At 63.7% G+C, this 26,373-nt stretch carries 20 protein-coding genes; 6 read left to right on the top strand and 14 right to left on the bottom strand.

The features are described 5' to 3' along the window. Positions 1 to 2 precede the first annotated feature (2 nt). The 3 genes from RBA40_RS05505 to argH all read right to left on the bottom strand — a co-directional run bounded on the left by RBA40_RS05505 (position 3) and on the right by argH (position 3,821). Positions 3 to 1,691 (bottom strand): TRAP transporter large permease, encoded by a 1,689-nt coding sequence (locus tag RBA40_RS05505; protein ID WP_306646597.1) that lies wholly within the window; start codon positions 1,689 to 1,691, stop codon positions 3 to 5. Positions 1,692 to 1,727: 36 nt separating this feature from the next. Next, positions 1,728 to 2,312 (bottom strand): TRAP transporter small permease subunit, encoded by a 585-nt coding sequence (locus tag RBA40_RS05510; RefSeq protein WP_374710455.1) that lies wholly within the window; start codon positions 2,310 to 2,312, stop codon positions 1,728 to 1,730. A gap of 111 nt (positions 2,313 to 2,423) precedes the next feature. Next, complete coding sequence (gene argH, locus RBA40_RS05515; RefSeq protein ID WP_306646599.1) at positions 2,424 to 3,821, bottom strand: argininosuccinate lyase; 1,398 nt, start codon at positions 3,819 to 3,821, stop codon at positions 2,424 to 2,426. 145 nt (positions 3,822 to 3,966) lie between these two features. On the opposite strand from argH, the gene RBA40_RS05520 reads away from it, so the two are divergent. Continuing rightward, positions 3,967 to 4,404: a GNAT family N-acetyltransferase gene (locus RBA40_RS05520; protein ID WP_306646790.1), complete on the top strand. Its 438-nt coding sequence runs from the start codon at positions 3,967 to 3,969 to the stop codon at positions 4,402 to 4,404. Between the two features lie 135 nt (positions 4,405 to 4,539). Here the strand turns inward: RBA40_RS05520 and RBA40_RS05525 are convergent, their stop codons facing one another. After that, complete coding sequence (locus RBA40_RS05525; RefSeq protein WP_306621619.1) at positions 4,540 to 5,925, bottom strand: YfcC family protein; 1,386 nt, start codon at positions 5,923 to 5,925, stop codon at positions 4,540 to 4,542. Continuing rightward, positions 5,922 to 7,040: a succinylglutamate desuccinylase/aspartoacylase family protein gene (locus RBA40_RS05530; RefSeq protein ID WP_306646600.1), complete on the bottom strand. Its 1,119-nt coding sequence runs from the start codon at positions 7,038 to 7,040 to the stop codon at positions 5,922 to 5,924. Before RBA40_RS05530 ends, RBA40_RS05525 begins: the two co-directional genes overlap by 4 nt. Positions 7,041 to 7,179: 139 nt before the next feature. On the opposite strand from RBA40_RS05530, the gene RBA40_RS05535 reads away from it, so the two are divergent. After that, complete coding sequence (locus RBA40_RS05535; protein WP_306646602.1) at positions 7,180 to 8,499, top strand: cyanophycinase; 1,320 nt, start codon at positions 7,180 to 7,182, stop codon at positions 8,497 to 8,499. A gap of 4 nt (positions 8,500 to 8,503) precedes the next feature. On the opposite strand, the gene RBA40_RS05540 is transcribed toward RBA40_RS05535, so the two are convergent. From RBA40_RS05540 to RBA40_RS05550, 3 genes are all read right to left on the bottom strand, one after another. Beyond that, positions 8,504 to 9,658, bottom strand: a complete 1,155-nt coding sequence (locus tag RBA40_RS05540; protein WP_306646604.1) for an acetyltransferase domain-containing protein — start codon at positions 9,656 to 9,658, stop codon at positions 8,504 to 8,506. Positions 9,659 to 9,666: 8 nt separating this feature from the next. After that, the gene (locus tag RBA40_RS05545; protein ID WP_306646605.1) at positions 9,667 to 11,754 is read right to left on the bottom strand and encodes a TonB-dependent siderophore receptor; all 2,088 of its coding nucleotides are present in this window, start codon (positions 11,752 to 11,754) and stop codon (positions 9,667 to 9,669) included. A 134-nt stretch (positions 11,755 to 11,888) separates the two neighbouring features. Then, the gene (locus tag RBA40_RS05550) at positions 11,889 to 12,317 is read right to left on the bottom strand and encodes a Fur family transcriptional regulator (RefSeq protein WP_306621605.1); all 429 of its coding nucleotides are present in this window, start codon (positions 12,315 to 12,317) and stop codon (positions 11,889 to 11,891) included. Positions 12,318 to 12,454: 137 nt separating this feature from the next. Here RBA40_RS05550 and RBA40_RS05555 point away from each other — a divergent pair, with 137 nt between their 5' ends. After that, the gene (locus RBA40_RS05555; protein WP_306646607.1) at positions 12,455 to 13,885 is read left to right on the top strand and encodes an IgA Peptidase M64; all 1,431 of its coding nucleotides are present in this window, start codon (positions 12,455 to 12,457) and stop codon (positions 13,883 to 13,885) included. Between the two features lie 241 nt (positions 13,886 to 14,126). Continuing rightward, positions 14,127 to 14,603 (top strand): hypothetical protein, encoded by a 477-nt coding sequence (locus RBA40_RS05560; RefSeq protein ID WP_306646609.1) that lies wholly within the window; start codon positions 14,127 to 14,129, stop codon positions 14,601 to 14,603. Positions 14,604 to 14,754: 151 nt separating this feature from the next. On the opposite strand, the gene parC is transcribed toward RBA40_RS05560, so the two are convergent. The 4 genes from parC to RBA40_RS05580 all read right to left on the bottom strand — a co-directional run bounded on the left by parC (position 14,755) and on the right by RBA40_RS05580 (position 21,839). Beyond that, on the bottom strand, positions 14,755 to 17,079 hold the full coding sequence (gene parC / locus RBA40_RS05565) for a DNA topoisomerase IV subunit A (protein WP_306646611.1): 2,325 nt from the start codon (positions 17,077 to 17,079) through the stop codon (positions 14,755 to 14,757). A 77-nt stretch (positions 17,080 to 17,156) separates the two neighbouring features. Continuing rightward, on the bottom strand, positions 17,157 to 18,095 hold the full coding sequence (locus RBA40_RS05570) for a J domain-containing protein (RefSeq protein WP_306646613.1): 939 nt from the start codon (positions 18,093 to 18,095) through the stop codon (positions 17,157 to 17,159). Beyond that, positions 18,092 to 19,801 (bottom strand): molecular chaperone HscC, encoded by a 1,710-nt coding sequence (locus tag RBA40_RS05575; protein WP_306646615.1) that lies wholly within the window; start codon positions 19,799 to 19,801, stop codon positions 18,092 to 18,094. Before RBA40_RS05575 ends, RBA40_RS05570 begins: the two co-directional genes overlap by 4 nt. Before the next feature lie 40 nt (positions 19,802 to 19,841). Continuing rightward, positions 19,842 to 21,839 (bottom strand): DNA topoisomerase IV subunit B, encoded by a 1,998-nt coding sequence (locus RBA40_RS05580; RefSeq protein ID WP_306646617.1) that lies wholly within the window; start codon positions 21,837 to 21,839, stop codon positions 19,842 to 19,844. Positions 21,840 to 22,034: 195 nt separating this feature from the next. On the opposite strand from RBA40_RS05580, the gene RBA40_RS05585 reads away from it, so the two are divergent. Beyond that, positions 22,035 to 22,826 (top strand): response regulator, encoded by a 792-nt coding sequence (locus tag RBA40_RS05585; RefSeq protein WP_306646619.1) that lies wholly within the window; start codon positions 22,035 to 22,037, stop codon positions 22,824 to 22,826. 69 nt (positions 22,827 to 22,895) lie between these two features. Continuing rightward, entirely contained in the window at positions 22,896 to 23,903 is a 1,008-nt protein-coding gene (locus tag RBA40_RS05590) for a gamma-glutamyl-gamma-aminobutyrate hydrolase family protein (protein WP_306646621.1), read from the top strand. Positions 23,904 to 23,966: 63 nt separating this feature from the next. On the opposite strand, the gene RBA40_RS05595 is transcribed toward RBA40_RS05590, so the two are convergent. Both RBA40_RS05595 and RBA40_RS05600 read right to left on the bottom strand, forming a co-directional pair. Then, entirely contained in the window at positions 23,967 to 25,088 is a 1,122-nt protein-coding gene (locus tag RBA40_RS05595) for a YbdK family carboxylate-amine ligase (protein WP_306646623.1), read from the bottom strand. A gap of 1 nt (position 25,089) precedes the next feature. Next, positions 25,090 to 26,265: a cation:proton antiporter gene (locus tag RBA40_RS05600; protein WP_306646625.1), complete on the bottom strand. Its 1,176-nt coding sequence runs from the start codon at positions 26,263 to 26,265 to the stop codon at positions 25,090 to 25,092. Between the last annotated feature and the right edge of the window lie 108 nt (positions 26,266 to 26,373).

Consider the following 26,373-nt stretch of genomic DNA (forward strand, 5'->3'; position numbering starts at 1 on the left):
GCTCATTTCGTTTTAGGGTCGGTTTCGGTATCGGTCGAGAAGTTCAGTTCCGGGGTACTGTCTTCATCCTTCTTGTCGGCGTCGGCGGCGGGCAGCGTCAGTGGTTCCGCTTCGCCGGCCGGGGCATCGAGTTTCAATTCAAGCTGCTCTTCCATGTCGACCTTTTTCTCGACCGAGACCAGGTGCGGGAAGGCGATGATCAAGCAGACCATGATCACCTGGATCACCACGAACGGAATGGCGCCCCAGTAAATGTCGGAGGTCTTGACCTCTTTCGGCGCCACCGAGCGCAGATAGAACAGCGCAAAGCCGAACGGCGGGTGCATGAAGGAAGTCTGCATGTTCACGCCCAGCAGTACGCCGAACCAGACCAGGTCGATGCCCAGCTTATTGGCCACCGGCCCGACCAGCGGCACCAGGATGAAGGCCAGCTCGAAGAAGTCGAGGAAGAAGGCCAGCACGAAGAACATGATGTTGACGACGATCAGAAAGCCCATCACCCCGCCGGGAAGGCTGGTCAACAGGTGCTCGACCCACAGGTCGCCGTTCACGCCGCGGAACACCAGCGCGAACACGGTCGACCCGATCAGGATGAACATCACGAAGCACGACAGGCGCGTGGTCGAATTCATGGCTTGCTTGAGCAGGCTCCAGGACAGGCGGCCGTTCATCATGGCCAGCAGGATTGCGCCCATCGCGCCCATGCCGCCGCCTTCGGTCGGGGTGGCGATGCCGACGAAAATCGTGCCCAGCACCAGGAAGATCAGCGCCAGCGGCGGCACCAGCACGAACACCACGCGCTCGGCCATGCGCGAGAGCAGGTTCAGTTTCAAATAACGGTTCGCCAGCGCGAACGAAAACGCGAGCGTGATGCCGACCGCGGTGGAATAGATGCCCAGTTCGTCCGCGCCCAGTTGCGGATGGCTTGGCCGCCAGGCCGCGGCGAACGCGAACGCCACCGCCACCGTGCCGGCAACCAGAGCGAGCAGCGAGCGCACACCGCTGTCGCCGTTCGGCTCACCCAGGTTGCGCGCTTCGAGCGGCAGCGCCGGCACATGATGGGGCTTGAAGATCGACAGGGCCAGCACATAGCCGGCGTACATGGCAGTCAGCATCAGGCCGGGAATGAACGCGGCCTTGTACATGTCGCCGACCGATTTGCCCAGCTGGTCGGCCATCACGATCAGCACCAACGAGGGCGGGATGATCTGGGCCAGCGTGCCGGAGGCCGCGATCACGCCGGATGCGAGGCGCTTGTCGTACCCGTAGCGCAGCATCACCGGCAGCGAAATGAGACCCATCGAGATCACCGACGCGGCCACCACGCCGGTCGTTGCCGCCAGCAGCGCACCGACGAAAATGACCGCATACGCCACGCCGCCGCGCACCGGCCCGAAAAGCTGGCCGATGGTGTCGAGCAGGTCCTCCGCCATCCCCGACCTTTCCAGGATCAGGCCCATGAAGGTAAAGAAGGGGATCGCCAGCAGGGTGTCGCTGGCCATGATGCCGAAGATCCGGTTGGGCAGCGCCTGCAGCAGTTCGGGCTTGAGCAAACCGAGTTCGATGCCGACCAGGCCGAAAAACAGGCCGTTGGCGGCCAGCGAAAATGCGACCGGAAAACCGGAAAGCAAGAAGATGACCAGCGCCCCAAACATGATGGGCGCCAGATTGGCGATGATGAATTGTTCCATGTGTCCCTGACCGAAGTGGCTGTTTGCGTAACTGCTCTAGGTGATCTTGTTGGCGGCCTTGATCGCGTCGATCTCGTCCTGCGGCGTGGTGACCTGCTTGGAAAACGAGGTCGCGTCGATGCGTCCGGCCAGGAAGGCGACGCGCTTGATGATTTCGGAGATACCCTGCAGGATAATCAGGGCAAAAGCCACCGGCACCATCAGCTTGGCGGGCCAGACGATCAGGCCGCCGGCATTGCTCGACATTTCGGCGCTTTCGATCGAGATGCGGGCGAAGGGGATGCCGTACCAGAGGATCAGCAGCGACACGGGCAACAGGAACAGCAAAAAGCCGAACAGGTCGATCCAGACCTGGGTGCGTTTCGAAAAGCGGCCGACAATGACGTCGATGCGCACATGTTCGTCGCGCTTGAGCGTGTACGCGGAAGCGAGCATGAACATGGCGGCGTACAGGTACCACTGGATTTCGAGCCAGGCATTGGAACTGGTATGGAAGGCGTAGCGGATCAGGGCATTGGCGGCGCAGATGATGACCGCGGCCAGCAGAGCCCAGCTGACGGCGCTGGCAATCTTCTCGTTGAGAGAATCGATCGCGCGCGACAGCGCAATGAAAAGTGACATGAGCATGGTGCTGGTATCTCCAGTAGTTTCAAACAAAAAGTTCAAAAACAAGCACGGTCGCCGGCGTCTTGCGCGCCGGTCGACTATAAACAGTCACTGATGGTACTGCGGCTACCCGGCCAGCTGGGCGCGCACGCGGGCAATCGCCGCGCGCACCTGGCGCGGGGCGGTGCCGCCCACATGGTCGCGCGCCGCCACCGAGCCTTCCAGCGTCAGCACCGCGAACACGTCGTCGCCGATCAGGTCGGAAAACTCGCGCAGCTTCTCGATCGACATGTCGGACAAGTCGCATTTGAGGTCGTCGCAGGCACGCACGGCGCGCGCCACGGCTTCGTGGGCATCGCGGAACGGCAGGCCTTTCTTGACCAGGTAGTCGGCCAGATCGGTCGCGGTGGCGTAGCCCTGCAGTGCTGCGGCGCGCATCGCGTCCGGCTTGACCGTGATCCCGCCGGCCATGTCGGCAAAAATGCGCAGGGTGTCGACCAGCGTGTCGACGGTGTCGAACAGCGGCTCCTTATCTTCCTGGTTGTCCTTGTTGTAGGCCAGCGGCTGGCCCTTCATCAGGGTCAGGAGACCGGTCAGGTGGCCGTAAACACGGCCGGTTTTACCGCGCGCCAGTTCCGGCACGTCCGGGTTTTTCTTTTGCGGCATGATCGACGAACCGGTGCAGAAGCGGTCGGCGATGTCGATAAAGCCGACCCGTGGGCTCATCCAGATCACCAGTTCTTCGGACATGCGCGAGATATGCGTCATGATCAGGGCGCCGGCGGCGCAGAACTCGATCGCGAAGTCGCGGTCCGAGACGGCGTCGAGCGAGTTGTGGCACACGTCGTCGAAGCCGAGCGTGCGCGCCACCCGTTCGCGGTCGATCGGGAAGGTGGTGCCGGCCAGCGCGGCGGCGCCCAGCGGCAGGCGATTGACCCGCTTGCGGGTGTCCTGCATGCGTTCGACGTCGCGGCCGAACATTTCGACGTAGGCCAGCATGTGGTGGCCGAAGGTGATCGGCTGGGCCACCTGCATGTGGGTGAAACCGGGCATGATGGTGTCGGCATTCTGTTCGGCCAGGTCCGTCAGCGCCAGGCGCAGGGCGCCCAGCAGCACCACGACGTCGTCGATGGCGGCGCGTACGTACAGGCGGATGTCGGTCGCCACCTGGTCGTTGCGCGAGCGCCCGGTGTGCAGGCGCTTGCCGGCGTCGCCAACCAGTTCGGTCAGGCGCTTTTCGATATTCAGGTGGACGTCTTCCAGGTCGAGCAGCCATTCGAAGCTGCCGGCTTCGATTTCGCCCTTGATCTGGGCCATGCCGCGCTCGATTTCGGCGCGGTCGCCGGCGCTGATGATGTTTTGGGCCGCCAGCATCTCGGCATGCGCGAGCGAACCGGCGATGTCGAACAGGGCCAGGCGTTTATCGAAAAAGACGGAAGCGGTGTAGCGTTTGACGAGGTCGGAGACAGGTTCGGAAAAGCGCGCCGACCAGGCTTCGCCCTTCTTTGAGAGTTGTGCGGTCATGTGAAGAGTTCCTTTGCGTTACCTGATTATAAACAAGGAAAGCAGGCTGCGGGCAATTCCTGTTGGGGGTTGCACAGGTGTTCCGAATTCACGCGCGGCCCTTGCGCTCGCGGCGAACGAAGGTAGAATTGTTTCTTTTAAAGGGATGCGCCCAGCCATGTCCAATTTACAGATCAGTACCGACCGCTCGCAGCTCGACGTTCCGTTAATTTATCGCTTCCTGAGCGAGCAGTCGACGTGGGCCATCGGCATTTCGCGACCGGTAGTGGAGCGCGCGATCGAAAACTCCCTGTGTTTCGGGGGGTATGTGGACGGGTGCCAGGTGGCGTTTGCGCGGGTGATTACCGATTTTGCGACTTTCGGTAACCTGGTGGATGTGTTTGTGATTCCCGAATACCGGGGGCGCGGCTACAGCAAGGAGCTGATGAAGACGGTGCTGGCGCATCCGAGTCTGAAGGGGCTGCGCAGGCTGATGCTGGCCACGGGCGATGCGCATGCGCTGTACGCGCAGTTCGGATTCACGCCGCCGCAAAGGCCGGAATCGCTGATGGAGCGGTATTTTCCGAATATTTACGTCAGCTAGCTAAGGCAACCGTCGTTCCTGGCACTGCCAGAAACGACTTCCCGCGCTAGGGCGGCACTTGGCGGGAACCCAAGTTTGTAGCGCAGTCACCGGCTCAACGAAATTGGGTTCCCGCCTGCGCGGGAACGACGAAGATCAACTCCAGTTCATCAAACACGGCGGAATCAGCAACAGCAGCGCCATCACGAAATACCCCAGCTGCAGCGGCACCATCCACTTGGCCCAGGTCAGCCACGGAATGCGCGCCAGTGCCAGCACCCCCACCGTCACGCCCGACGTCGGAATCATCGGCAAAGTCAGTTCCCCGAGCTGGAACGCCAGCACTGCGGTCTGGCGCGTGATGCCCACCAGGTCCGCCAGCGGCGCCATGATCGGCATAGTCAGCGCGGCCTGTCCCGTCCCCGAGTGAATAAAGAAGTTAATCACCGTCTGGATAATGAACATCTTCTGCGCCGCGAATACCGGATTGGACGACTGCACCAGCGGCACCAGCGAATGCAGCATAGTGTCGATGATCTTGGCATCCTGCGCCAGGATCATGGTGCCGCGCGCGAGGGCGATGACCAGCGCGGTGCCGACCAGGTCGCGCGCGCCGTGCAGGAAAGCGGCCACGAAGGCATCGCTGTCGAGCCGCCCGATGACGCCGACCACGATCGCCATCACCAGGAACAGCGCCGCGATCTCATTGATGTACCAGCCGTAGCGAATCACGCCGACCACCATGGCGGCCATGAAGCCGACGAACAGCAGCAGCACCGTGCCGTGGGTGCGCGTCATGCCGGTGAGGTTACTGAGGGCGTCGCTGCTTTCCTTGCGCTTGTCGATATCGAGCGCGTAGGTCGGGCTGCGGGTCGGGTCCTGCTTGATGCGCGCCGCGTACCACATCAGGAACGCGATGGTGATCGCGGTCGCCACGAACCAGACGATCAGGCGGTAGCCCACGCCCGAAAACATCTCGATCCCGGCGATATTCTGCGCCACACCCACATTGAAGGGATTGAGGAAGGCGGCCGCGAAGCCCACTTGGGCGCTGAGAAAGGGAATCGATACGCCGATGATCGAGTCGTAGCCCAGGGCGAGCGCCAGCGGCACGAAAATGAGCACGAACGGAATCGACTCCTCGCTCATGCCGAACGTGGCCCCGCCCAGAGAGAAGATGGTCACGAACACCGGAATGAGCATCGCCCGCACGAAGGCCGAATGCGTATGCGCGCGCGCCACGCTGCGGATCATCGCATCGAGCGCCTCGGTCTTTTGCAGCACCGCGAACGCGCCGCCGACGATCAGCACGAAGCCGATGATCTGGGCCGCTTCCTTGAAGCCTTTGATCGGCGCCATCATCAGCGCCACGAAACCCTGCGGATTACTCTGCACGTAGTGGAAGGAGCCGGGATCGATGCGCGGCTTGCCATCGACCAGAACGGTCTCGTACTGGCCGCCCGGCACCAGCCAGGTGGCCACGGCGATCATCGCCAGGATCAGGAACAGCAGGACGAAGGTATTGGGGATGCGCAGTTTCATTGGCTCAGCAGCTTTCCGGCGCGGAAAGCCACAGGTCCTGCGATTTTACCGACCGCCATGCCGCGCAGCAGATGGCGGTGCGCGGTGCGGGCAAAGAACACGCCATCGACGCTGCAGCGCAGGGTGGTGGTGCGTCCGCTCACCGGCTCGACCAGGTCGGCGATGGCGTCGCCGGCTTTGACCTTCTCGCCAAGCTGCTTGAGGAACACCACCACGCCGGCATGCGGCGCGGCGATCGGCTCCACCCCTTCGAGCGGCGTCGCTGCGCACAGAGGCGCGGGCAGCTCGGGCGGCGCCACGGCCAGCACGCCCGCATGCGCCAGGAACTGCAGCAGGGCGCGCGCGTCGCGCTCGGCCAGTTCGTAGCTCACTTCCATCTCGCCGCGCAGCTCCACGGTGGTCGACAGGCAGGCCGCAGGAATCGGAAAATCTGGTCCGAAGTGCGCCGCCAGGTCCCACCACAGGCGGCTGCAAGCCTCGTCGAACGGTTCCTCGCCCGCTTCGAGCGCCAGCAGCACGCAATGCGCCTGCATCAGCGCCGACAGCGGGGCCACCGCCTCGGCCAGCGGCGTGCCCGCATATATATGCAGCACCGCCTCGTTATCGCAGTGCAGATCGAGCACGATGTCGGCATCGATGGCCATCCCCAGCAAGATCTTCTTGAGCGCGTCGGCGTCGGTTTTCGGCTGCCAGGCGCCGACCGAATCGCGCGCATGGGCGCGAATCAGGGCCACGTTGGCATCGGCATCGGGCCCGAGCAAGCCTTCGAGCGAGGTTTTCAGGTCCTCGGCCACATGCTTGTAGGCGCGGTTGAAATTGGTGCCGGTCGACAGGTCGAAGCGGCCGAAGGGCGCGCCGTGGATGGCCTGGGCCAGCCCGATCGGATTGGCTGCCGGGACCAGGATGATCTCGCCCCGGATCTTGCCGGCCGCCTCCAGCGCCAGCAGTTCCGTGCGCAGGAACTGGGACACCAGCATGCCGGGCACTTCATCGGCGTGCAGGGCGGCCTGGATATACACCTTTTTTCCGGCGCCGGGCGCACCGAAATGGAAACTGGCCAGTTGCGAGGACATGCTGCTGTCCTCCAGGGAAATGCGATGGGTTTTTGCTTGCATGGTCGGGACCGTGAAATGACGTTGGCGGAAGTGTGGCATAAAAAACTGCCGCCGTCGTGCCCCGGCGGGCGTAGTTTGCGAATATGCGCCAGGGCGCATTTCTGGAATACGACATATTATTTCTGAGCGGGGTATCATCTTGCTTGTACATAACATCGGCTGCGCCGCTGCCTCGCGCACCCGCAGCCCGACCTACCGAATAAAGGAAGAACCACCGATGCTGACCCTGGCCCGCCGATACCTACAGTTCCTGTTCCTCATTCTGCTGGCGGCAGCTCAGGTGCAGGCAGTGGCCGCGCCGGCGCCGAGCGTGCCGCCGGGCGGACCGAAAGGCTCGCTCGTGATCATCGGCGGCGCGCTGCGCGGCGAGAACGCGGCGGTCTGGAAGCGCATCGTCGAACTGGCGGGCGGTCCGGGTGCGCGCATCGCCGTCTTCGGCTCGGCCTCGGCCAGCCCGGATGTCGCAGGCAAGAACAACGTCGAAGTACTCAATTCCTACGGTGCCGACGCCTTTTTCGTCCCCGTCGCCGTCAAGCTCGAAGGCGTCGACTACCGGGTCGCGGCCAACGACCCGGTGCTGGCCGCTGCGGTGCGCCATGCGGATGGCGCCTACTTCGTCGGCGGCAACCAGGCCCGCATCACCGAAGCGCTGCGCAAGAAGGACGGCAGCAGCACCCGCATGCTCGACGCGCTGTGGGCCATGTACCGCAACGGCGGTGTCATCGCCGGTACCAGCGCGGGCGCGGCGATCATGAGCGACACCATGTTCTACGATGCCAGTTCGGTGCTGTCGACCCTCAAGCGCGGCGTGGCCGACGGCATGGAACTGTCGCCGGGCCTGGGCTTCATCGGCAAGGACGTTTTCGTGGACCAGCACTTGCTGGTACGCGGCCGCTTCGGGCGCATGCTGCCGGCCATGCTGGCCAAGGGCTACAAGATGGGACTGGGGATCGACGAGAATACCTCGATGATCATTCACGGCAACCGCGATGTCGAGGTCCTCGGCTACAAGGGCGCTCTGGTGATCGATTTGAACGGCGCCACCTTCACGCCGGGCGACTTCAACGTGAGTAACGCCAAACTGAGTTACCTCGATAACGGCGACCGCTTCAACCTGTTGAGCGGAGTATTTACGCCCTCGCGCGAGAAGCTGGCCAACAAGCTCGATTCGGCCAAGCCTTACTATCGCGGCCCGCTGTTCTTTGCCGATATTCTTGGTAACACGACGGTGGTGGACCTGATGCACCGCCTGATCGACAGCGACCAGACCGACGCCATCGGCCTGACCCTCGGCAGCCCGCGCGACCTGCAGCCGGAACTGGGCTTCGAGTTCCGCTTCAGCCGCACCAAGGACAGCATCGGTTACATGTCGGCCATCTCGGATACCTATTCGGTCTTCAACATCCGCCTCGACGTGCTGCCGATCCTGATCCGCCAGCCGCTGTACCAGTACAAGTAAGCCGCTACAGGTAGCGCACCCACGCCCGGCCGCTGGTGCGCTTGTAGTGCCCGAACCAGCGGCACGGGTAGTACAGTGCCGCGATCACGGCCACCGACCAAAGCCATACTTCCCCGATTCCGCCCGCCTGGTGCGCCTCGCCGTTCGACAAGGCGGCCATCAGGCCGCGCAGCGCGAGCAGCAGGTACAGGTGCGCCAGGTAGTAGAACAAGGGCGCCGCGCCGAAGGTGGCGCAGAAGGCCGCCACGCGCTCATTGGCCACTTCCATCCATGCCAGTGCCAGCATCCCCACGCCGAGCGTCATCAACAGGAAGTTGAACGAAGGCGGATATTTGGTCAGGTTCAGGAACGACATGCTTGTGTGCAGCAGGTCTGCCTGCACGGTCCACGGCAGCGCCTCGCCGTAGATGTTAAAGCCGCGCATCAGCGCAAGCAGCAGCAGACAGGACGCGCCCGCGAGCAGCAGGATACGGCGCCGCGCCGGCGGCTGCACCGTTGTCGAGAACAGCGGGCCGGCCGCGTAGCCGAGCAAGATCACGCCGATCCACGCCAGCAGCGGATAGCTGATCTTGACGCGGGTGGCGCCCTCGGTCACCAGGAAGCCGCGCTGCTCCAGCACCGTCCATGCAGCGTGCGCCAGGCTTCCCAGTTCCAGTCCGGGGAAGGACAAGGCATTGTGGCCGGCCACGATCAGGGCGCCGAGCAGTGCCAGCCAGCGCAGCGGCAGCTTGTGCAGCAGGGCCAGCGCGATCATCGACAGGCCGATCACCCAGATCACCTGCAAGTACAGCACCGGCGGGGGAAAGCGGCCCGACCACGCAAAACTGACGAACACCAGTTCCAGCACGATCAGGAACAGGCCGCGCTTGAGCAAAAAGCCGCGCGGGCTGCGCGGCCCGGAGGGCGGATTGGCGTACAGCCAGGCCGACAGGCCGGTGAGGAACACGAACATCGGCGCGCAGAAATGCGCCGCCAGGCGGCTGAAAAACAGCGACGGCTCGGTAGTGGCCAGGTCCATCGGGTCGCTGACCTGGCGGTGCAAAAAGAAGGTTTCGCGCGCGTGGTCGAGCGTCATGATCAGGATGATCAAACCGCGCATCGCATCGATGGCGGCGATGCGCCTGGACGGCACGGCTGCGCTGGCGGTCATGGCGGTCATGCTGTGCCTCAGAAGCTGTAGCTGGCCGTCAGCGTGGCGGCGCGTTCGGTGCCCGGCGCTACCCACATCTGGCTGTACGAACTGGCATACCAGGTCTTGTTAAACAGGTTGTCGATATTGAGCGCGATGCGCAGCTTGCGGTCCGGCGCGTAGGCCGCCACCAGCTTGACGGTGCTGTAGGCGGGCAGCTCGAAGCTGCTCGACGCGGCCACGTCGCCCATGCGCTTGCCCACGTAGCTGGCGCCGCCCCCTACACTGGCCTTGGCCTCGCCCAGCTTGAAGCTCGACACCAGCAGCAGGTTGGCGCTGTGGCGCGCCACGTTCGGAAAGCGGCTGCCGGTGCGGATGGTCTTGTCGCCCCTGGTGACGGTGGCGTCGGTCCAGGCGTAGGCGGCCGAGAGCTGCAGGTCGCGTGCCACGGCGCCGGCCACGTCCAGTTCCAGGCCGCGGCTGCCGACTTCCCCGGCGGGGATCGCAAAGTCGGCGTTGGCGGGGTTGGTCGTGAGGACGTTCTTCTTGTCGATCTTGTACAGCGCCACGGTGCTGCTCAGTTTTCCGTCCAGGGCGTCGAATTTCGCGCCCACTTCATAGGACAGGCTCTTTTCCGCTTCAAAAGCGCGGTTGTCGATGCTGATGCCGCTGTTTGGGCGGTAGGCGCGCGCCGCGGTCGCGTACAGAGACAACGTTTTGGCCGGCTGGTACACCAGGCCCGCGCGCGGACTGCTGGCGTGCAGGCTTTGCGCACTGCTCGTCTTGAGGCGGTTGTTGGTGACGGTTTGATCGGCGCTGTCGTAGCGAATGCCCAGCAGGGCTTTCCACTGGCTGCCCAGGTCAATCTGGTCCTGCGCGTAGAAGCCGTGCGAGCGCTGGCGCTCCAGCGTATCGATCGACAGCGTCAGCGGATCGGCCACGCCGCCGTAGACCGGCTGGAAGATATCGATCGCGTATGGATTGGCGGCTGACGGATTGCGGCGCAGCTGCACGCGGCGGTCGTCGAAGCGGTAGGCGTCGACGCCGAACAGTACACTGTGGCGCAAGCCGCCGGTGCTCAGTTTTCCGAGCAGTTCGATGCGGCCGGAGGTGTCGGTGGCTGAAAAATCGCGGTGACGGCGCTGGCGGCGCAAGGTAGCCCCGTCGGCCAGCAGGTTGTTGGCCTCCGTCGAAAAACCGGCCAGTTCGCTGTCGCGGTACGACAGGCCCGATTGCAGCGACCAGTCGTCGTTCAGGACGTGCTGCACGAACAGCTGGTGCCCCAGCGACTTGACGCTGACCTGCCCATCGCCAGGCTCGCCCAGAAAGCGCGATACGGGAACCGCACCGAGCTTGCCGTTCACCGCAGGCACGCCGCGGTCGAACGGGGCTTTTTGCCGGGTCGCTTCGATCTCGTAGGAGAGCGTGGTGTGCTCGCCCGCCAGCCAGACGAACGATGGCGACAGCAGCAGCGTGTCGCGCCGGGCGGTGTCGCGGAAACTCTCGCCTTGCTGCCAGGCGGCGTTGACGCGGTAGGCCAGCGTGTCGCTCACGGGACCGGTGACGTCGAGCGCGCTGCGGTAGGTGTTGAAGCTGCCGACCGCTGCGCTGATGCTGCGCTCCTGGACGAAACGCGGCTTTTTGGTGACGATGTTGACCGTGCCTCCCGGTTCGCCGCGCCCGTACAGGGCGGCGGACGGGCCTTTGAGCACTTCGATCGACTGCGTGCTGGCGGTGTCGCGCAGGCCGTTGTAGCCACGGCTCGAACTGAAGCCGTTGACCAGGAAGTCGGAGCCGAAATTGGGGTCGCCCGTGAAGCCGCGCATGGCGTAGCTGTCCCACAGACCGCCCAGGTCACTCTGGCGCGAAATGCCGCTGGCCAGGTCGAGCGCACCGGCCAGCGTGCTCACGCCGGCGTCGCGCAGCACTTCGCTGGTGAGCACGCGCACGCTTTGCGGCAGGTCCTTGAGCTGGGCATCGGTCTTGGTCGCGCCGGTGGCCGACAGGCTGCGATAGTGTTCGCGCTGGCCGCCGATCACCACCGTGTCGGTGGGCGCCGGCGCGGCGATGGCGGCCAGCGGCGCGAGACTGGCAAGGAGGGCGGCGGTGGCGGTTTTGATGTGCATGCGTGGGATTTCTTCAGGCGTGGAAGGGCCGGACAAGGCGGAGGGTTTAATGCAACTGAGTTGCTATAATAGGTCGAATGCCTCTTTAATGCAATAGGGTTGCGTTAACCGCGTGGCCGCTGCGGCACGGGTCCTTACTTTTTTGCGTTACAGACCTGGCAAATGCCCTTGATCAGGAAGTCGACCTGGGCGCTGGTAAAGCCGTCCGGAAGAGTGATCTGGGCGGGCAGGGCGATGTCGGTGAAGCAGGTCACCATTTCGCAGCGGGTGCACTGGAAGTGCGCGTGCTGGTGTCCGTGCTGGCCCGCGCCCGCGTTGAAGCGCCACACCTGGTCGGCGCCGGCGATGCGGTGCACCAGTTCGTGCTCGGTCAGCCATTCGAGCACCCGGTACAAGGTGACCGAATCGAGCGCCGCGCCGGCCAGGCCTTCCTGGATCTCGTGGTGGGTCAGGGGCTTGTTCTGCGCCAGCAGATACGCCAGCACGCGCGAGCGCGGCTTGGTGAGGCGCGCGCCGGTGTCGCGGATCAGTGATTCAGCCTGGCTTTCAATCGTTGTGTACATCGTCGCTGGGATTCCAAAGGAAGCGCCATGCTACCACGGCGCCGCGCGCGCCAGAAACGCTATGCCGATTAAGCTCTTTAACGCCCAACAGTGCGGGTTTACAATGCAGCACGATCCACGCTTGCAAGGAAACCGCCATGCCGCTGTCCCCCGTCCGTTTCATACGCCGCGTTGCCGGCCTGCTGGCGCTGGCCGCCGCCGCCCACGCCCACGCCCAGCCGCCCGCCACCGTCCGCGTCGACTATCAGCACAGCGGCAATGCCCTGTCAGACCAGTATGCGCTGGAACGGGTGGTGATCGAACCGCTGCCGTGGCCCGGGGACCTGTCGCAAAACGTCGACACCACCAACCGTGGGCAGAACATGGTCGAAGTGGTCGACGCCAAGACCGGCGACCTGCTCTATTCGCGCGGCTTCTCGACCATTTTCGGCGAATGGCGCACCACCGAGGAAGCAAACCGCATCAGCCGCGGCTTCCAGGAATCGGTGCGCTTTCCCGCCTTCGGCAAACCGGTGCGGGTGCGGGTGCTCAAGCGCGACGAGCGCAATCAGTTTTCGGTCGCATGGAGCGTCGAGGTCGACCCGGACGCGCCGGACGTGGTGCGCAAACAGGCGCCGGCGCCCGCCAAGCCGATTCCTATCCGCGTCAGCGGAGCGTCGCCGGCCAAGGTCGACCTGCTGGTCATGGGCGACGGCTACACCGCCGGCGAGATGAAAAAATTCGAGGCCGACGCGCGCCGCCTGGCCGATCACCTGTTTACCGTCTCGCCGTTCAAGGAGCGCGCGGGCGATTTCAATGTGTGGGCCATTGCGGTGCCGACCTTTGCTACCGGCGTGTCGCGTCCGTCGACCGGCGTGCACCATGCATCGGCGCTGGGCACGCGCTACGATATTTTCGGCAGCGAGCGTTACGTGCTCACGCTGGATAACCGCGCGCTGCGCGACATCGCCCAGCATGCGCCGTACGAGTTCATTGAAATCCTGGTCAATAACGATACCTACGGCGGCGGCGGCATCTTTGGCCAGTTCAGCACCGCGGCGGCCGGCAACGACTGGGCCAATTACCTGTTCGTGCACGAATTCGGCCACCACTTTGCCGGCCTGGCCGACGAGTACTACACCTCGCCCGTGGCGTACCAGTCGAGCGCGGGGCGGATGGAGCCGTGGGAGCCGAATGTGACCGCGCTGCGCGACCCGGCCAAGCTGAAATGGCAGCGCCGCGTCAAGGCCGGCACGCCGCTGCCGACCGCCTGGCCCAAGGCGCAATACGAAGAATATGCGCGCGCCTACCAGAAGCGGCGCGCCGCCCTGCGCGCCGCCAACCGGCCCGAATCCGAGATGAGCGCGCTGTTCCGCGAAGACTTGACGCACACCAATACTCTGTTCGCCAAGGCCGCGCACCGGCACGACGTGGGCGCCTTCGAGGGGGCCAATTACGAGGCGAGCGGCTACTATCGGCCGGAAATGCAGTGTTTGATGTTCGATCGAAGTGAAAGATTCTGTAACGTCTGTAACGACGGCATCACCACCATCATTGATTTGTATGCAAAGAAGGGGGCGGGGAAATAGGCGTAGCGCCTGCAACGGCGGGCGATCCGGGCATTTTTATGCTCAGTTCGCCTAGTTGTAAGTTGCTTTTGGGTAGCTTCAAACTGCGTGCGCTAACGAACAGACCACGTGTCTCGTAAGACATATTCTGGACACCGTTCCTTGACGAAATATAAAGTTGAGAACGATAGATGGCGAACGGACTTCGGTCCCAAACGTCCACGGATAAGAAACCCCAACCACTCTTCTAAAGGTACACACCATGAACAAATTACTCGTTACCCTGATCGCCGGCCTGTTCGCTACTTCGGTTTACGCACAAACTCCAGCCGCTACCCCAGCGGTTGTCAAAGCTGAAGCCAGCGCCAACAAGGACATCGCCAAAGCCGAAGCCAAGGAAGCCAAAGCAGTCGCCAAAGCCGACGAAAAAGCCACCAAGGCAGCCGCCGACGCTACCGAGAAAAAAACCAAAGCGCACTCGAAAGCAGTGAAAGAGCACGCTGAAGCGAGCACTGACGTTGCCAAGGCTGATCCGGAAGACAAAATGAAAGCCGAAGCCAAGGCCGAGAAAAAAGTCGGTAAAGCCAATCTGAAAGCCGAGAAAAAAATGATCAAGGCCGACGAAAAAGCTGAAAAAGCTGCTGTAGAAGCTGGCGCCGACAAAGCGACCGCTGCTGCTAAAACCCACGAAGCTAAAGTTGAAGCCGCTTCGGACGTTAAAAAAGCTGCTACCAAGTAATTATCGCATTACCCTGCTTGCAGGGTGATGGATGTGAAAACGGGGTAAGTATTGCTCAATCGGGGTCAGACCCCGGTTAAGCAACACTTACCCCGTTTTTGTTTTTAGCCGCCCCGCGAAGCGTTCCTGCCAGTGGCAGGAACGCCGCGAATCAGCCGATCGGCGTGAGCGTAATCACCTTGATCCTGGCCACCAGCGCCTTGCCCTTGCGTGCGCGCTTGCCGAAGTGGACCGCCAGGCCCGACGCCGACAAATCGACCACGCGCGGCTTCTCGCCCGCCCAGGTCCCGTGCACGGTGACGCCTTTTTGCGAAATCGGCTGCACCGCCAGCAGCTTTTCCTTGTCTTCCAGCTCGATCAGGGTCACGCCACGTCCGCCGTTGGTCAGCGTCTTGAGTTCATCCATGCCGAACACCAGCAGCTTGCCTTTTTCGGTCAGGCAGGCCACCGCGCTGGCATTGGCCGCGATCACGCGCGGCGGCAGCGGCTGCGCGCCGTCGTCAAGCGTGATGAAGGACTTGCCGCCCTTGAGGCGGCTGACCATGTCGCCCGCCTTGGCCGCGAAACCGTATCCCGCGTTCGACGCCATCAAGAGCACGGTCTGCCCACTGCCCGCGAAATAATGCAGGATGCGCGCGCCGCCCGACAGGTCGACCAGCGTGGTAATCGGCACGCCATCTCCGCGCGCCCCCGGCAGCGCCGCCACCGGCACCGAATACACCTTGCCGTTGTCGCCGAAGCCGAGCAGGGTGTCGGTGGTGCGGCACTCGAACGCCGCATACAGCGAGTCGCCCGCCTTGAAGGTGAACTGCGCCACGTCGTGGCCCACGCCGGTACGCGCGCGCACCCAGCCTTTTTCGGACACGATCACCGTGACCGGCTCGTCGACGATCTTTTGCTCGGCGGTGGCGCGCTGCGCTTCTTCGATCAGCGTGCGGCGCGCATCGCCGAACTGCTTGGCGTCGCCTTCGATCTCGCGGATGATCAGGCGCTTCATCGTCGACGGGTTGTCGAGGATGTCGCGCAGGCTGCCTTCTTCCTTGCGCAGTTCTGCCAAAGCCTGCTGGATCTTGATCGTCTCCAGGCGCGCCAGCTGGCGCAGGCGCAGTTCCAGGATGTCTTCGGCCTGGATGTCGGAGAGGCGGAATTCGGCGATCAGCGCGGCCTTCGGCTCGTCCGAATTGCGGATGATCTGGATCACCTTGTCGATATTGAGCAGGACCGCTTCGCGTCCTTCGAGAATGTGAATGCGGTCGTTGACCTTGCCCAGCCTGAAATCGGTACGGCGGCGCACCGTCACGAAGCGGAAATCGATCCATTCCTGCAGGATTTCGGTCAGCCCCTTCTGGCGCGGCCGCCCGTCGCCGCCGATCATCACCAGGTTGATCGAACTGGACGACTCAAGCGAGGTATGCGCCAGCAGCATCAGCATGAATTCGGTCTGATCCTGGTTCTTCGATTTCGGCTCGAACACCAGGCGCACCGGGGCGATGCGGCCCGATTCGTCGCGAATCGTATCGAGCGAGCCCAGAATGGTCTGCTTGAGGGCCAGCTGCTCGGGCGAGAGCGCCTTTTTTCCCAGCTTGATCTTGGGATTGGTCAGCTCCTCGATCTCTTCGAGCACCTTCTGCGACGACACTCCCGGCGGCAGTTCCGACACCACCGCCTGCCACTGGCCGCGCGCCAGTTCTTCGATCTTCCAGCGCGCGCGCACCTTCATCGATCCGCGTCCGCTGGCGTACATGTCGGAGATCTGCGCCGGCGGCGTGATGATCTGGCCGCCGCCCGGGAAATCCGGCCCCGGAATGAGCGTCATCAGTTCGGCGTGGGTGATCTTGGGATTGCGGATCATGGCCACGGTGGCGCGTGCCACTTCGGACAGGTTGTGCGAGGCGATTTCGGTGGCCAGGCCGACCGCGATGCCGGAGGCGCCGTTCAACAGCACCATCGGCAGGCGCGCCGGCAGGGCTTTCGGTTCGGCGTGTTCGCCGTCGTAGTTGGGCTGGAAGTCGACCGTGCCTTCATCGATTTCTTCGAGCAGCAGCTTGCCGATGGGCGTCAGGCGCGCTTCCGTGTAGCGCATCGCCGCCGCGCCGTCGCCGTCGCGCGAGCCGAAGTTACCCTGGCCGTCGATCAGCGGATAGCGCAGTGAGAAGTCCTGCGCCATGCGCACCAGCGCGTCGTAAATCGACTGGTCGCCGTGCGGGTGCAGTTTTCCCATGACGTCGCCGACCACGGCGGCCGACTTGCTTGGCTTGGCGGTCGCGCTCAGTCCCAGTTCATTCATGCGGTACAAAATGCGGCGCTGCACCGGCTTCTGGCCGTCGCACACGTCGGGCAGGGCGCGGCCCTTGACGACCGACACGGCGTAATCGAGATAGGCGCGCTCGGCGAAGGTCGACAGCGTCAGCGTTTCGCCGTCTTCCGGCGGCGGCGGCGGTGGAGGTGGATCAAACAGATTCGATTGTGAGGACATGTACGTAGGTGCTTATGAAAATTGAGTGTGTTTGTTTGGGGCGCGACGGTTGATCCCGCGCGCTGCAGAGGCGGTGCTCAGCGCGACCATCCCCTGCCGTGGACGACGGCTTCCCATCGTTCGACGATATCGGCATCGAGCCTGAGGTCGAGCATCTCGCCATGGTAGCAGTGGACATGCTCAAGCAGTTCGCGCATACGCTGCGTGAACGCGGCATCGGGATACCTGCCGATGACGCCGCGCGGGTCGCCGTCGAGCAGCGCCCGCACCACCTCGTCCTCCAGGGCCAGCTGGCAAAAGTGCGCGTACGAGCGCTGGGCGCGCAGGCGTGCCAGCATCATGCCGGTTTCGTCGGGCATCTGGCGGCCCATGAAGCTGGCATCGTCGGCCCAGCCGAAGTGCCCGGCCATCGCTTCGCGGAAGTCATCCTCGCAGCCTTCGCCGGCGCAGTACTGGACCGCGCACTCCTCGAAGCAGTCGCGCACCTCGATATTGAGCAGCTCCTCGCCGGCGAACAGCTGTTCGAGCCGCTCGCGCGTGTTCTGGTGCGCGCGCGTCAGGAATGCGGCCCAGATGCGGCGCGCTTCCATCACGGGCGACTCGGGGCCGGTCCCGGGAATGGGGACTGGCAAGGCCGGCGGCAGGCGATATTGCTTGGGTTCGGGCTGCGGCAGCGACGGATCGAATTCATAGAAGGCGGTGTAGATTGGCGCTTCCTCCTGGGTTTGCGTCCGCGCCGGCTCCGGATCGAATTCGTAGGCCGCCATGTAGACCGGCTGCTCTTGCTCCGGCTCTTGCCTGCGCTCCTGCTCGCGCGGAGCCGCTTCCTCGTCCGGCCAGTCCATGTCATGCGCCTGGCGCGCCAGCTGCAGCGCGGCCTGATAGGCGTCGTTGAGCAGCTGGAAGGCGACCGGATCGTCTTCCGGACGGGTCACTTTCAGCTTGGCCGCGTAGGCACGCTTGATGGCGCGCTCGTCGCGGCTGGCTTTCATTCCCAGCACGCTCCAGACGTTCATAGGAAGGAACTCCCGCCCAGCTCACGCATGACCTGGGTCAGCGTCTCGTGCGCGCGCCGCATGGCCGATGGCTGCTGCGAGTTCAGTACCGCCGTGAAGGCTGCGATGTGCTGCGCCAGGTATTCGCGCTCGTGGCCCAGCAATTGCTCGTAGAGGCGGTCGGCCTGCGCCACCAGGGTGCGGTTTTCGATCTTGTCGCGCGGGTGGATTTTCAGTTCGCTCAATTCGGCCAGGCGCTTTGCCACTTCGGCCTGGGTCATCACGCCGGCGTTCTCGGTGATGACCAGGGTATGCTTTTCCTGGGTCGGCAGCACCGTGATCTCCGCTTCCAGCACGCCGCTGATATCGTAGGTGAAGCGCACGTCGGCGCTTACTTCGCCGGCCCGTTTCGACTCGATCGGGAAATTGAGCTTGCCGAGGAAAACGTTATCCGACACCCTGCGCGACTCGCCCTGGTACACGTGCACCACCAGTTCCTTCTGGTAGTCGTTGATGGTGGTGATATTTTCCACGCGCGATACCGGCACCGTCGAATTGCGCTCGATGATCGGCAGGTAGTGGCCGCCTTCGTATTTGTTCGGGCCGATTTCGCGCGCCACCGAAATGCCGAGCGAGTAGGGCGCCACGTCGGTCATCACCACTTCGGACAGGGCGGCATCGCGCGCCATCAGGCCCGCCTGCACCGCCGCGCCGAGGGCGATCGCCTGATCGGGATCGAGACTGATCGACGGGAAGCGCCCGAACATGCGCGCGGCCAGCTTGCGCACCAGCGGCATGCGGGTGGCGCCGCCGGCCAGCACCACCGTATCGAGTTCGGAGGCCTTGATGGTGGCGTCGCGCAGTGCGCGTTCGACCGGGGTGCGCAGGCGGGCGATCAGGTGGTCGCACAGCAGCACGAACAAGTCCTCGGTCAGCTCCCAGCTGTATTCCTGGCCGCCCAACTGGTAGGCCATGCGCGTGCTCAAGCTGTCCGACAGGGCGCGCTTGGCGCGTTCGGCTTCCGCGCGCAGGCGCTGGCGCTGGGTGCCGGTCAGCTCGGTGCCGTCCATGGCCTTGGCCATGCCGCTGCGCGAGAGGAAGGCGTCCACCAGCACACTGACGAAATCTTCGCCGCCGAGGAAATTGTCGCCGGCGGTCGCGCGCACTTCCATCACGCCTTCGAACAGTTCGAGGATGGAGACGTCGAAGGTGCCGCCGCCCAGGTCGAAGACGAGGAATTTGGTTTCGCGCTTGGTATCCTGGATGCCGTAGGCCAGCGCCGCGGCGGTCGGTTCGTTGAGCAGGCGCTCGACGCGCAGCCCGGCCAGCTGGCCGGCCACCCGGGTCGCCTTGCGCTGGGCGTCGCTGAAGTAGGCGGGCACGGTGATGATGGCTTCCTCGACCTTTTCGCCGAGCCAGACTTCGGCGTCTTCCTTGAGCGCGCGCAGCACCATCGACGACAGCTCCTCGGGGCGGAACTTGCGCGCCCCGAGCTGGGTTTCGCGTTCGCTGCCCATGTAGCGCTTGAACATGGCCGCCGTCATGTGGGGATGGGTCTGCAGGCGCGCGCGCGCCGCTTCGCCGGTCAGCACGGTGCCGTCGTCATCCATGCCGACGCAGGAAGGCGTGAGAAAGCTGCCCAGTGCGTTGGGGATGAGTTGCGCCTTGCCGTCGCGCCATACCGCCACGAGACTGTTGGTGGTGCCGAGGTCGATTCCGATAATCATGGTTCAGTGTCCGCGGTTGTTCAACACACAAAAAATTGAATCAGATGTCGGCTTCGGTTTCGTTGCCGTGTTCTTCGATCCAGGCGCGGCGGGCGGCGGCTTCGCCTTTGCCCATCAGCATGTTGAAGCGCGCCGAGGCATCGACGTGGCTGAAGTCGCCCAGCGATACCGGCAGCAAACGCCGCGTGTCCGGGTTCATCGTAGTTTCCCACAGTTGTTCCGCGTTCATCTCACCGAGGCCCTTGAAGCGCGAAATGCTCCAGCTGCCTTCCTTTAAGCCTTCTTTGAGCAGCTTGTCCTGGATCGCCACCAGTTCGCCATCGTCGAGCGCGTACAGCTTCTGGATCGGCTTCTTGCCGCGCGCCGGGGCGTCGACCCGGTACAGCGGCGGGCGCGCCACGCAAATGTGGCCGGGCGCGAACAGGGCCGGGAAGTGCTTGAAGAACAAAGTGAGCAGCAGTACCTGGATGTGCGAGCCGTCCACGTCCGCGTCCGAGAGGATGCAGATCTTGCCGTAGCGCAGGCCCGACAGGTCGGGCGTGTCGCCGACGCTGTGCGGGTCGACTCCGATCGCCACCGCGATGTCGTGGATTTCATTGTTGGCGAACAGGCGGTCGCGGTCGGTTTCCCAGGAGTTGAGCACCTTGCCGCGCAGGGGCAGGATGGCCTGGAATTCCTTGTCGCGCCCCATCTTGGCCGAGCCGCCCGCCGAGTCGCCCTCAACCAGGAACAGTTCGTTGCGGGCGATGTCGCTCGATTCGCAATCGGTCAGCTTGCCTGGCAGCACTGCCACGCCGGACGACTTTTTCTTTTCGACTTTTTGCAGCGAACGCAGGCGCGACTGGGCCTGGCGGATCACCAGTTCGGCCAGCTTGCGGCCGTATTCGACGTGCTGGTTGAGCCACAGTTCGAGCGGCGGCTTGGCGAAGGTCGATACCAGCCGCACCGCATCGCGCGAGTTCAGGCGTTCCTTGATCTGGCCCTGGAACTGCGGGTCGAGCACTTTGGCCGACAGCACGAAGGACACGCGCGCGAACACGTCTTCCGGCAGCAGCTTCACGCCTTTCGGCAGCAGCGAGTGCATCTCCACAAAACTCTTGACCGCGCCATACAGGCCGTCGCGCAGGCCCGATTCGTGGGTGCCGCCGTTCGAGGTGGGAATCAGGTTGACGTAGGATTCGCGCACGACCGCGCCTTCTTCGGTCCATGCCACCACCCAGGCCGCGCCTTCGCCTTCGGCAAAGCCGTCGGTTTCGCCGTTCGAGTACTGGGCGCCTTCAAAGACGGGAATGAGGGTCTCGCCGCTGGTGCCTTGCGCGAGCATTTCATTGAGGTAGCCGCGCAGGCCTTCGTCGTACTTCCAGGTCGTCACGTCGCCGGTTTTGGCGAGGGTGAGGGTCACTGTCACGCCGGGCAGCAGCACGGCCTTGGAGCGCAGCAGGCGTTGCAGCTCGACCTGCGAGATCGCGGGCGAGTCGAAATACTTGGGGTTCGGCCAGGCGGTCACGCGGGTGCCGCTCTTCTTGCCGTCGCGCGGCGCCGGGATCGACGTCAGCGGCTCGATCACTTCGCCGTCGGCAAACGTCATCTTGTGCAGGCCGTTGCCGTTGTCTTCCTTGCGCCAGACCGTGATTTCCAGGCGCGAGGAGAGCGCATTGGTGACCGATACGCCGACCCCGTGCAGGCCGCCCGAGAAGGCGTAGGCGCCGCCCGAACCCTTGTCGAACTTGCCGCCCGCGTGCAGGCGCGTAAAGACGATTTCCACCGTCGGCACGTTTTCTTCGGGATGCAGGCCGACCGGGATGCCGCGGCCGTCGTCTTCGACCGTGATCGAGCCGTCCACATTGACCGTCACGCCGATGTTCTTGCAATGCCCGCCCAGCGCTTCATCGGAGGCGTTGTCGATCACTTCCTGGATGATGTGCAGCGGATTTTCCGTGCGGGTGTACATGCCCGGACGCTGTTTGACGGGTTCGAGTCCCTTGAGGACCCGGATGGAGGATTCGCTGTAGTCGGATGCAGGTTTTTTGGTGGCCATATCTAAATTCTTTATGCGGATGCCTGCGCATTCTATCTTGTCGGACGGAAAAGGAGATAAATTGACTTGGATGAATGTGCTTGCCAGCCCGGGCGATTGTGGTTAGATTTGTACGCACACCAAGAAGTGTGTATAAAAACATTCCATAAGTTAGAAAAAATGCAATCAAAGAGGCAGTTACTCAGTGTTCGCCTGTTGGGCTTTCCTTCCGGCGAGGGGGCCGAGCTGGGCACGGCGCTGGCGCATCCCCCGCGCGACGGGCCATCGTATTCTTGCTTGCTGGGCGATAGTTTGCAAGAACCGGACCTGGTCATTGCCAATGGCGACGATCTGAGCGCGCTGGCCGCCTTGCTGGCGTGGCAGCCGGACCTGACCCGTCCCGCTCTGGTGATCGGCTCGGCCGGGATGGAGTTTCCCTGCGCGCAGCTGGCGCGTCCGCTGGACATGTTCCAGATGTTCAAGCTGCTCACCGAGATGGCGCGCAAACGCGCCGATGCGCTCACCGGCATGCTGGCGCCCGAGGCGCCACCCGTGCACGAGCGGCGCCGCCGCATTCGCCTCGATCTCGACACCACCGATCCGGCCGATTTCGTGAAGATGCGGCGCCACGCGCCCAACGGCGCGGTGCTGATCGTCGACAAGCGCGGCGCGCTGCGCGACCATGTGGCGCGGCTGCTGTCGGCGCACCAGGTGTCGGTGGAGTGGACCGAGAGCGCGGCGGCGGCCGTGCGCCTGTGCGCGGAGACGCCGGTATCGGTGGTGATGATCAATACCTCGACCCCCGGCATCGATCCGTATGCGCTGTGCAGCGAGATCAAACAGCAGGAACGTGCCGACCGCATCGCCGTGGTGCTGCTGGTGAACCAGGCTTCCGGCTATGACACGGCGCGTGCGCGCACGGCCGGCGTACGCGGGCTGCTCGACAAGCCGATGGCCGACCGCCATCTGGTAGGGGCGCTCAAAAAGCTGCTGTCGCTGCCGCCCTGATTACGCGGCGGTCACAATTTTGTTACAACTTTGAATCGTGCGCTTGCATGGGAGCGCTATATTTAAGGCATGCCCGATACCGACAAGCCCTTGCCACCTATTGCTGTTCCTGATCCTGTTCCTGTTCCGCAGTCCGAACAGGACAAGGATGGCGGCGTTCATGCACCGCGCGTACCCGACCGCCGCGCCGACGCGCTGCCGCGCTACCAGAAGGACAGCGATACGCCGCTGGCGTTGGCGCGCCGCGTGCTGGCCTCGCGCTGGCGCAACCTGCGCGAACGGATCGGGCGCGATTTCATGCGCCGCACCCTGCGCATTGGCGTATCGGCGCGGATTTTTCATCCGGAGCCCGGGTCGACGGGACTGCGCAGCAAGAACCTGCAGTATCTGGAAGAGTCGATCGCGCAGTGGGTCATGTCGCGCGATGTGCTGGTGTTCATGATCCCGACGGTCAATACCAACGGGCTTCTTCATCCGAGTAACATCACCTTGCGCCACTATGCGCGCCATCTGGATGGGCTGGTGCTGCAGGGCGGCGCCGACGTGTCGCCACAGACGTATTCGGAGAGCCCGACGCGCCCCGAGTGGAGCGGCGACCGCGCGCGCGACGTGTACGAACTCGAGCTGCTGCACGAATTCGTCGATGCCGGCAAGCCGGTGCTGGGCATTTGCCGCGGGTGCCAGCTGATCAACGTGGCGTTCGGGGGCACCTTGTACCAGGACGTGGCGACCAACGTGCCGGCGGCGCATGCGCACGTGCACAGCGATTACGACGCGCACCGGCACAAGGTGATTTTTCCGTCCGGGTCCTCGCTCGGGCGCATGTTCCCGGATGTGCGCCGGCCGGTGGTCAATTCGATTCACCACCAGGCGGTCAAGGACCTGGGACGCGATGTGCTGGTCGAGGCGATGTCGGACCCGGACGGGATCATCGAAGCGATTCGCTATCAGCGCGCCAATTTTGTCATGGGATTGCAGTGGCACCCGGAGTTTCACCGGGCCGGCGGGGAGGACCTGTTGGATTGCACGCCGATTCTCGATGAATTCCTGCGCGCCGCGCGCGAGACGCGGCTCTAGCCCCGTCGTTCCCGCCTGCGCGGGAAGTCGGTTCCGGCAATGCCGGAGACGACGGAGCAATGGCTAACGCTTCCCCCTGAAGCGCCGGATCGCCGCATTGACCATCCCCTCCGCGCTTCCCTGTTCCTCGTACTGCTGGCGTAAATACGTCGCGTCGCTGGCCTCCTGCGCCGCCGTCGACAAATGCCGCAGCGCGCCCAGGCTTCCGAGCGCCTCGCCATGCGGCTCCATCTTGCGTAGCGTCGTCAGAATATCTTCGCGCAGCGACATGGTTTCGTAGGTCTTGGGGTGCGTAATCGCCCCATCGAGCCCGAACCGGCATGCCTGGAAGCGGTTGAAGTTATATACCAGGTAGTCATCTTCCACGGGCGGCTCCTCGCGCCGCTCCAGCAGATGCCGGCACAAGGCTTGCAGATACCCGGCCAGCGCCGCCGCCCGTTCCACCGTCAGCGGCGTGTCGCACACGCGCAGCTCGATGGTCCCGTATTCCGGCTTGGGCCGCACATCCCAGTAAAAATCCTTCATGCTCTTGATGATGCCGGTGCCTTCCATCTTCGCGAAATACACATTCGCAAATTCGTCCCAGCTCAATGTGAACGGCGCGCGTCCGCTCATCGGAAACGCAAACACGGAGTTGAGCCGTGCAGAATCGAACAGGCTGTCGTGCCCCTGCACGAACGGCGACGACGCCGACAGCGCAATAAAGTGCGGAATATACCGGTTCAGCGAGTGCAGCAAGAACATCGCATCGTCGCCCGAGGCGCAGCCGATGTGCACGTGCTGGCCGAATACCGTGAACTGCTTGGCCAGGTAGCCATACAGTGACGACAGTTCCTGGAAGCGCTGCTTGGCATAGATTTTCTGCTCCGACCAGTGCTGGAACGGATGCGTGCCGCCCCCGCACAAACCGATATTGAGGCGGTCGCCCGCCGCCACTAGGATGTCGCGGATTTCCAGCAGTTCGGCCAGCAGCGGCAGGTGGCTCGAGTGCACGCTCGAATTAATCTCGATCATGCTCTCGGCGATTTCGGGCGTGACATTACCCGGGAACGGCTTTTGCGCCAGCAGGTGCAGCAGGTCAGGGCTGGCGGCGGTCAGGTCGAAGTCGGACAGGCTGACTAACTGCAGCTCCAGTTCGACGCCAAAGGTCAGTGCCTTGGAAGTGGCAAACGGTTCAAGCGCCATCTCAGGCCTCCGTGGTTTCGCGGGCCCAGATCAGGGCGCGCTGGATGATAATGGGGCCGAATACTTCGAGCAGCATGGTCACCGCGGCCATCGAGCGCAGTTCCTGTATGTCGATGCCGCGCAAACGCGCATGCTCAAGCAGCAAAATCACGAACACCGATACGGGCGCCAGCGCGAGGCCCGTCAGCGCGCCCTTGCGCCAGGAGATGCCGGACAGCTGCGAGAATATCGTCACACCCAGCGTCTTGGTGGCCAGGCGCACGATCACCACCGTCACGGCCAGCGCACCGCCGGCGATCACTTCGCGCCATTCCAGGGTCGATGCGGCATACACGAACAACAGCACGGTGAGCAGCTCGCCGAGCGCGCCGAAGTTGCGCTGCGCCTGGCTGAACGCCACGCGCCGGTGCCGCGCCGTCAGGCCGAAGGCGAGCGTGGCCACCACTGGCGAAAGATGCGTGGTGTAGGTGATCGAGACGAGCAGGATGACGGCCAGTGCGAAACCCACCGTGGCGTCCTGCGCCAGGTTGCCCAGGTGGCGCAGCAGCGCCGGCACCACCACGCCGAACACGGCGCCGACCACGCCCGACATCAGGAGCGCGACCAGGCTGTTGATCGTGGCGTCGCCGATGTCGGACGAACTGTGAAAGATCCAGAAGCCGACGATGACGTTAAACGTAAACACCGAGAGCACGCAGTTGATCGCTGACAGGTGCAGTACCCGCTCGGTAACCTGGCCGGAGCTGCGCTGTTCATTGATGATGCGCACCACCGTGGCGGGCGAGGTGGACATGGCCAGCGAGGCGAGCATCAGCGCGGTCATGGTGGTGACGCCGAACCACATGGCGACGAAGTAGACGGCGACAAAGGTGCCCAGCGCTTCGACCAGCGCGGCCATGCCGAACCAGGGATTGGTGCGCAGCCAGCGCAGGTTGATGCGGTAGCCCAGTTCAAACAGAATCAGGCCGAAGGCGATATCGGCCATCACCAGCACAGGGCCGGCGCCAGATGGCGGCAGCACGCCGATCTGGGTGCTGGCCAGGGCGAAGCCGACGATGCCGTAAAAACTGATGCGCGGCAGGCCGGTCCAGCGCTTGCCGAATTCGCCGGCCAGCCATGCGAGACAGATCGCAACGGGCCAGGCGAGATTGGTGAGAATCGTCAGCAGATCGGGCATGTATTCCTTTCGTTCCATCGGGTCGATGGGTGCGCCAAGATTCTACAAGACCGTGCCGCGCGCACGATTCCGCATAACGAAAAATGTTAGCCAAATCACAATCATGCG

It is taken from the genome of Massilia pseudoviolaceinigra (genome assembly GCF_030846505.1).
GTDB lineage: Bacteria > Pseudomonadota > Gammaproteobacteria > Burkholderiales > Burkholderiaceae_D > Telluria_A > Telluria_A violaceinigra.

Bases quoted from the DNA above. Each gene is read 5' to 3' on its own strand.
- argH (WP_306646599.1), bottom strand. From the start codon at position 3,821: ATGACCGCACAACTCTCAAAGAAGGGCGAAGCCTGGTCGGCGCGCTTT.
- RBA40_RS05575 (WP_306646615.1), bottom strand. From the start codon at position 19,801: ATGATTATCGGAATCGACCTCGGCACCACCAACAGTCTCGTGGCGGTA.
- RBA40_RS05545 (WP_306646605.1), bottom strand. From the start codon at position 11,754: ATGCACATCAAAACCGCCACCGCCGCCCTCCTTGCCAGTCTCGCGCCG.
- RBA40_RS05550 (WP_306621605.1), bottom strand. From the start codon at position 12,317: ATGTACACAACGATTGAAAGCCAGGCTGAATCACTGATCCGCGACACC.
- RBA40_RS05530 (WP_306646600.1), bottom strand. From the start codon at position 7,040: ATGCAAGCAAAAACCCATCGCATTTCCCTGGAGGACAGCAGCATGTCC.
- RBA40_RS05540 (WP_306646604.1), bottom strand. From the start codon at position 9,658: ATGACCGCCATGACCGCCAGCGCAGCCGTGCCGTCCAGGCGCATCGCC.
- RBA40_RS05590 (WP_306646621.1), top strand. From the start codon at position 22,896: ATGCCCGATACCGACAAGCCCTTGCCACCTATTGCTGTTCCTGATCCT.
- RBA40_RS05570 (WP_306646613.1), bottom strand. From the start codon at position 18,095: ATGAACGTCTGGAGCGTGCTGGGAATGAAAGCCAGCCGCGACGAGCGC.
- RBA40_RS05510 (WP_374710455.1), bottom strand. From the start codon at position 2,312: ATGTCACTTTTCATTGCGCTGTCGCGCGCGATCGATTCTCTCAACGAG.
- RBA40_RS05580 (WP_306646617.1), bottom strand. From the start codon at position 21,839: ATGGCCACCAAAAAACCTGCATCCGACTACAGCGAATCCTCCATCCGG.
- RBA40_RS05600 (WP_306646625.1), bottom strand. From the start codon at position 26,265: ATGCCCGATCTGCTGACGATTCTCACCAATCTCGCCTGGCCCGTTGCG.
- RBA40_RS05520 (WP_306646790.1), top strand. From the start codon at position 3,967: ATGCGCCCAGCCATGTCCAATTTACAGATCAGTACCGACCGCTCGCAG.
- RBA40_RS05505 (WP_306646597.1), bottom strand. From the start codon at position 1,691: ATGGAACAATTCATCATCGCCAATCTGGCGCCCATCATGTTTGGGGCG.
- RBA40_RS05525 (WP_306621619.1), bottom strand. From the start codon at position 5,925: ATGAAACTGCGCATCCCCAATACCTTCGTCCTGCTGTTCCTGATCCTG.
- RBA40_RS05595 (WP_306646623.1), bottom strand. From the start codon at position 25,088: ATGGCGCTTGAACCGTTTGCCACTTCCAAGGCACTGACCTTTGGCGTC.
- parC (WP_306646611.1), bottom strand. From the start codon at position 17,079: ATGTCCTCACAATCGAATCTGTTTGATCCACCTCCACCGCCGCCGCCG.
- RBA40_RS05555 (WP_306646607.1), top strand. From the start codon at position 12,455: ATGCCGCTGTCCCCCGTCCGTTTCATACGCCGCGTTGCCGGCCTGCTG.
- RBA40_RS05560 (WP_306646609.1), top strand. From the start codon at position 14,127: ATGAACAAATTACTCGTTACCCTGATCGCCGGCCTGTTCGCTACTTCG.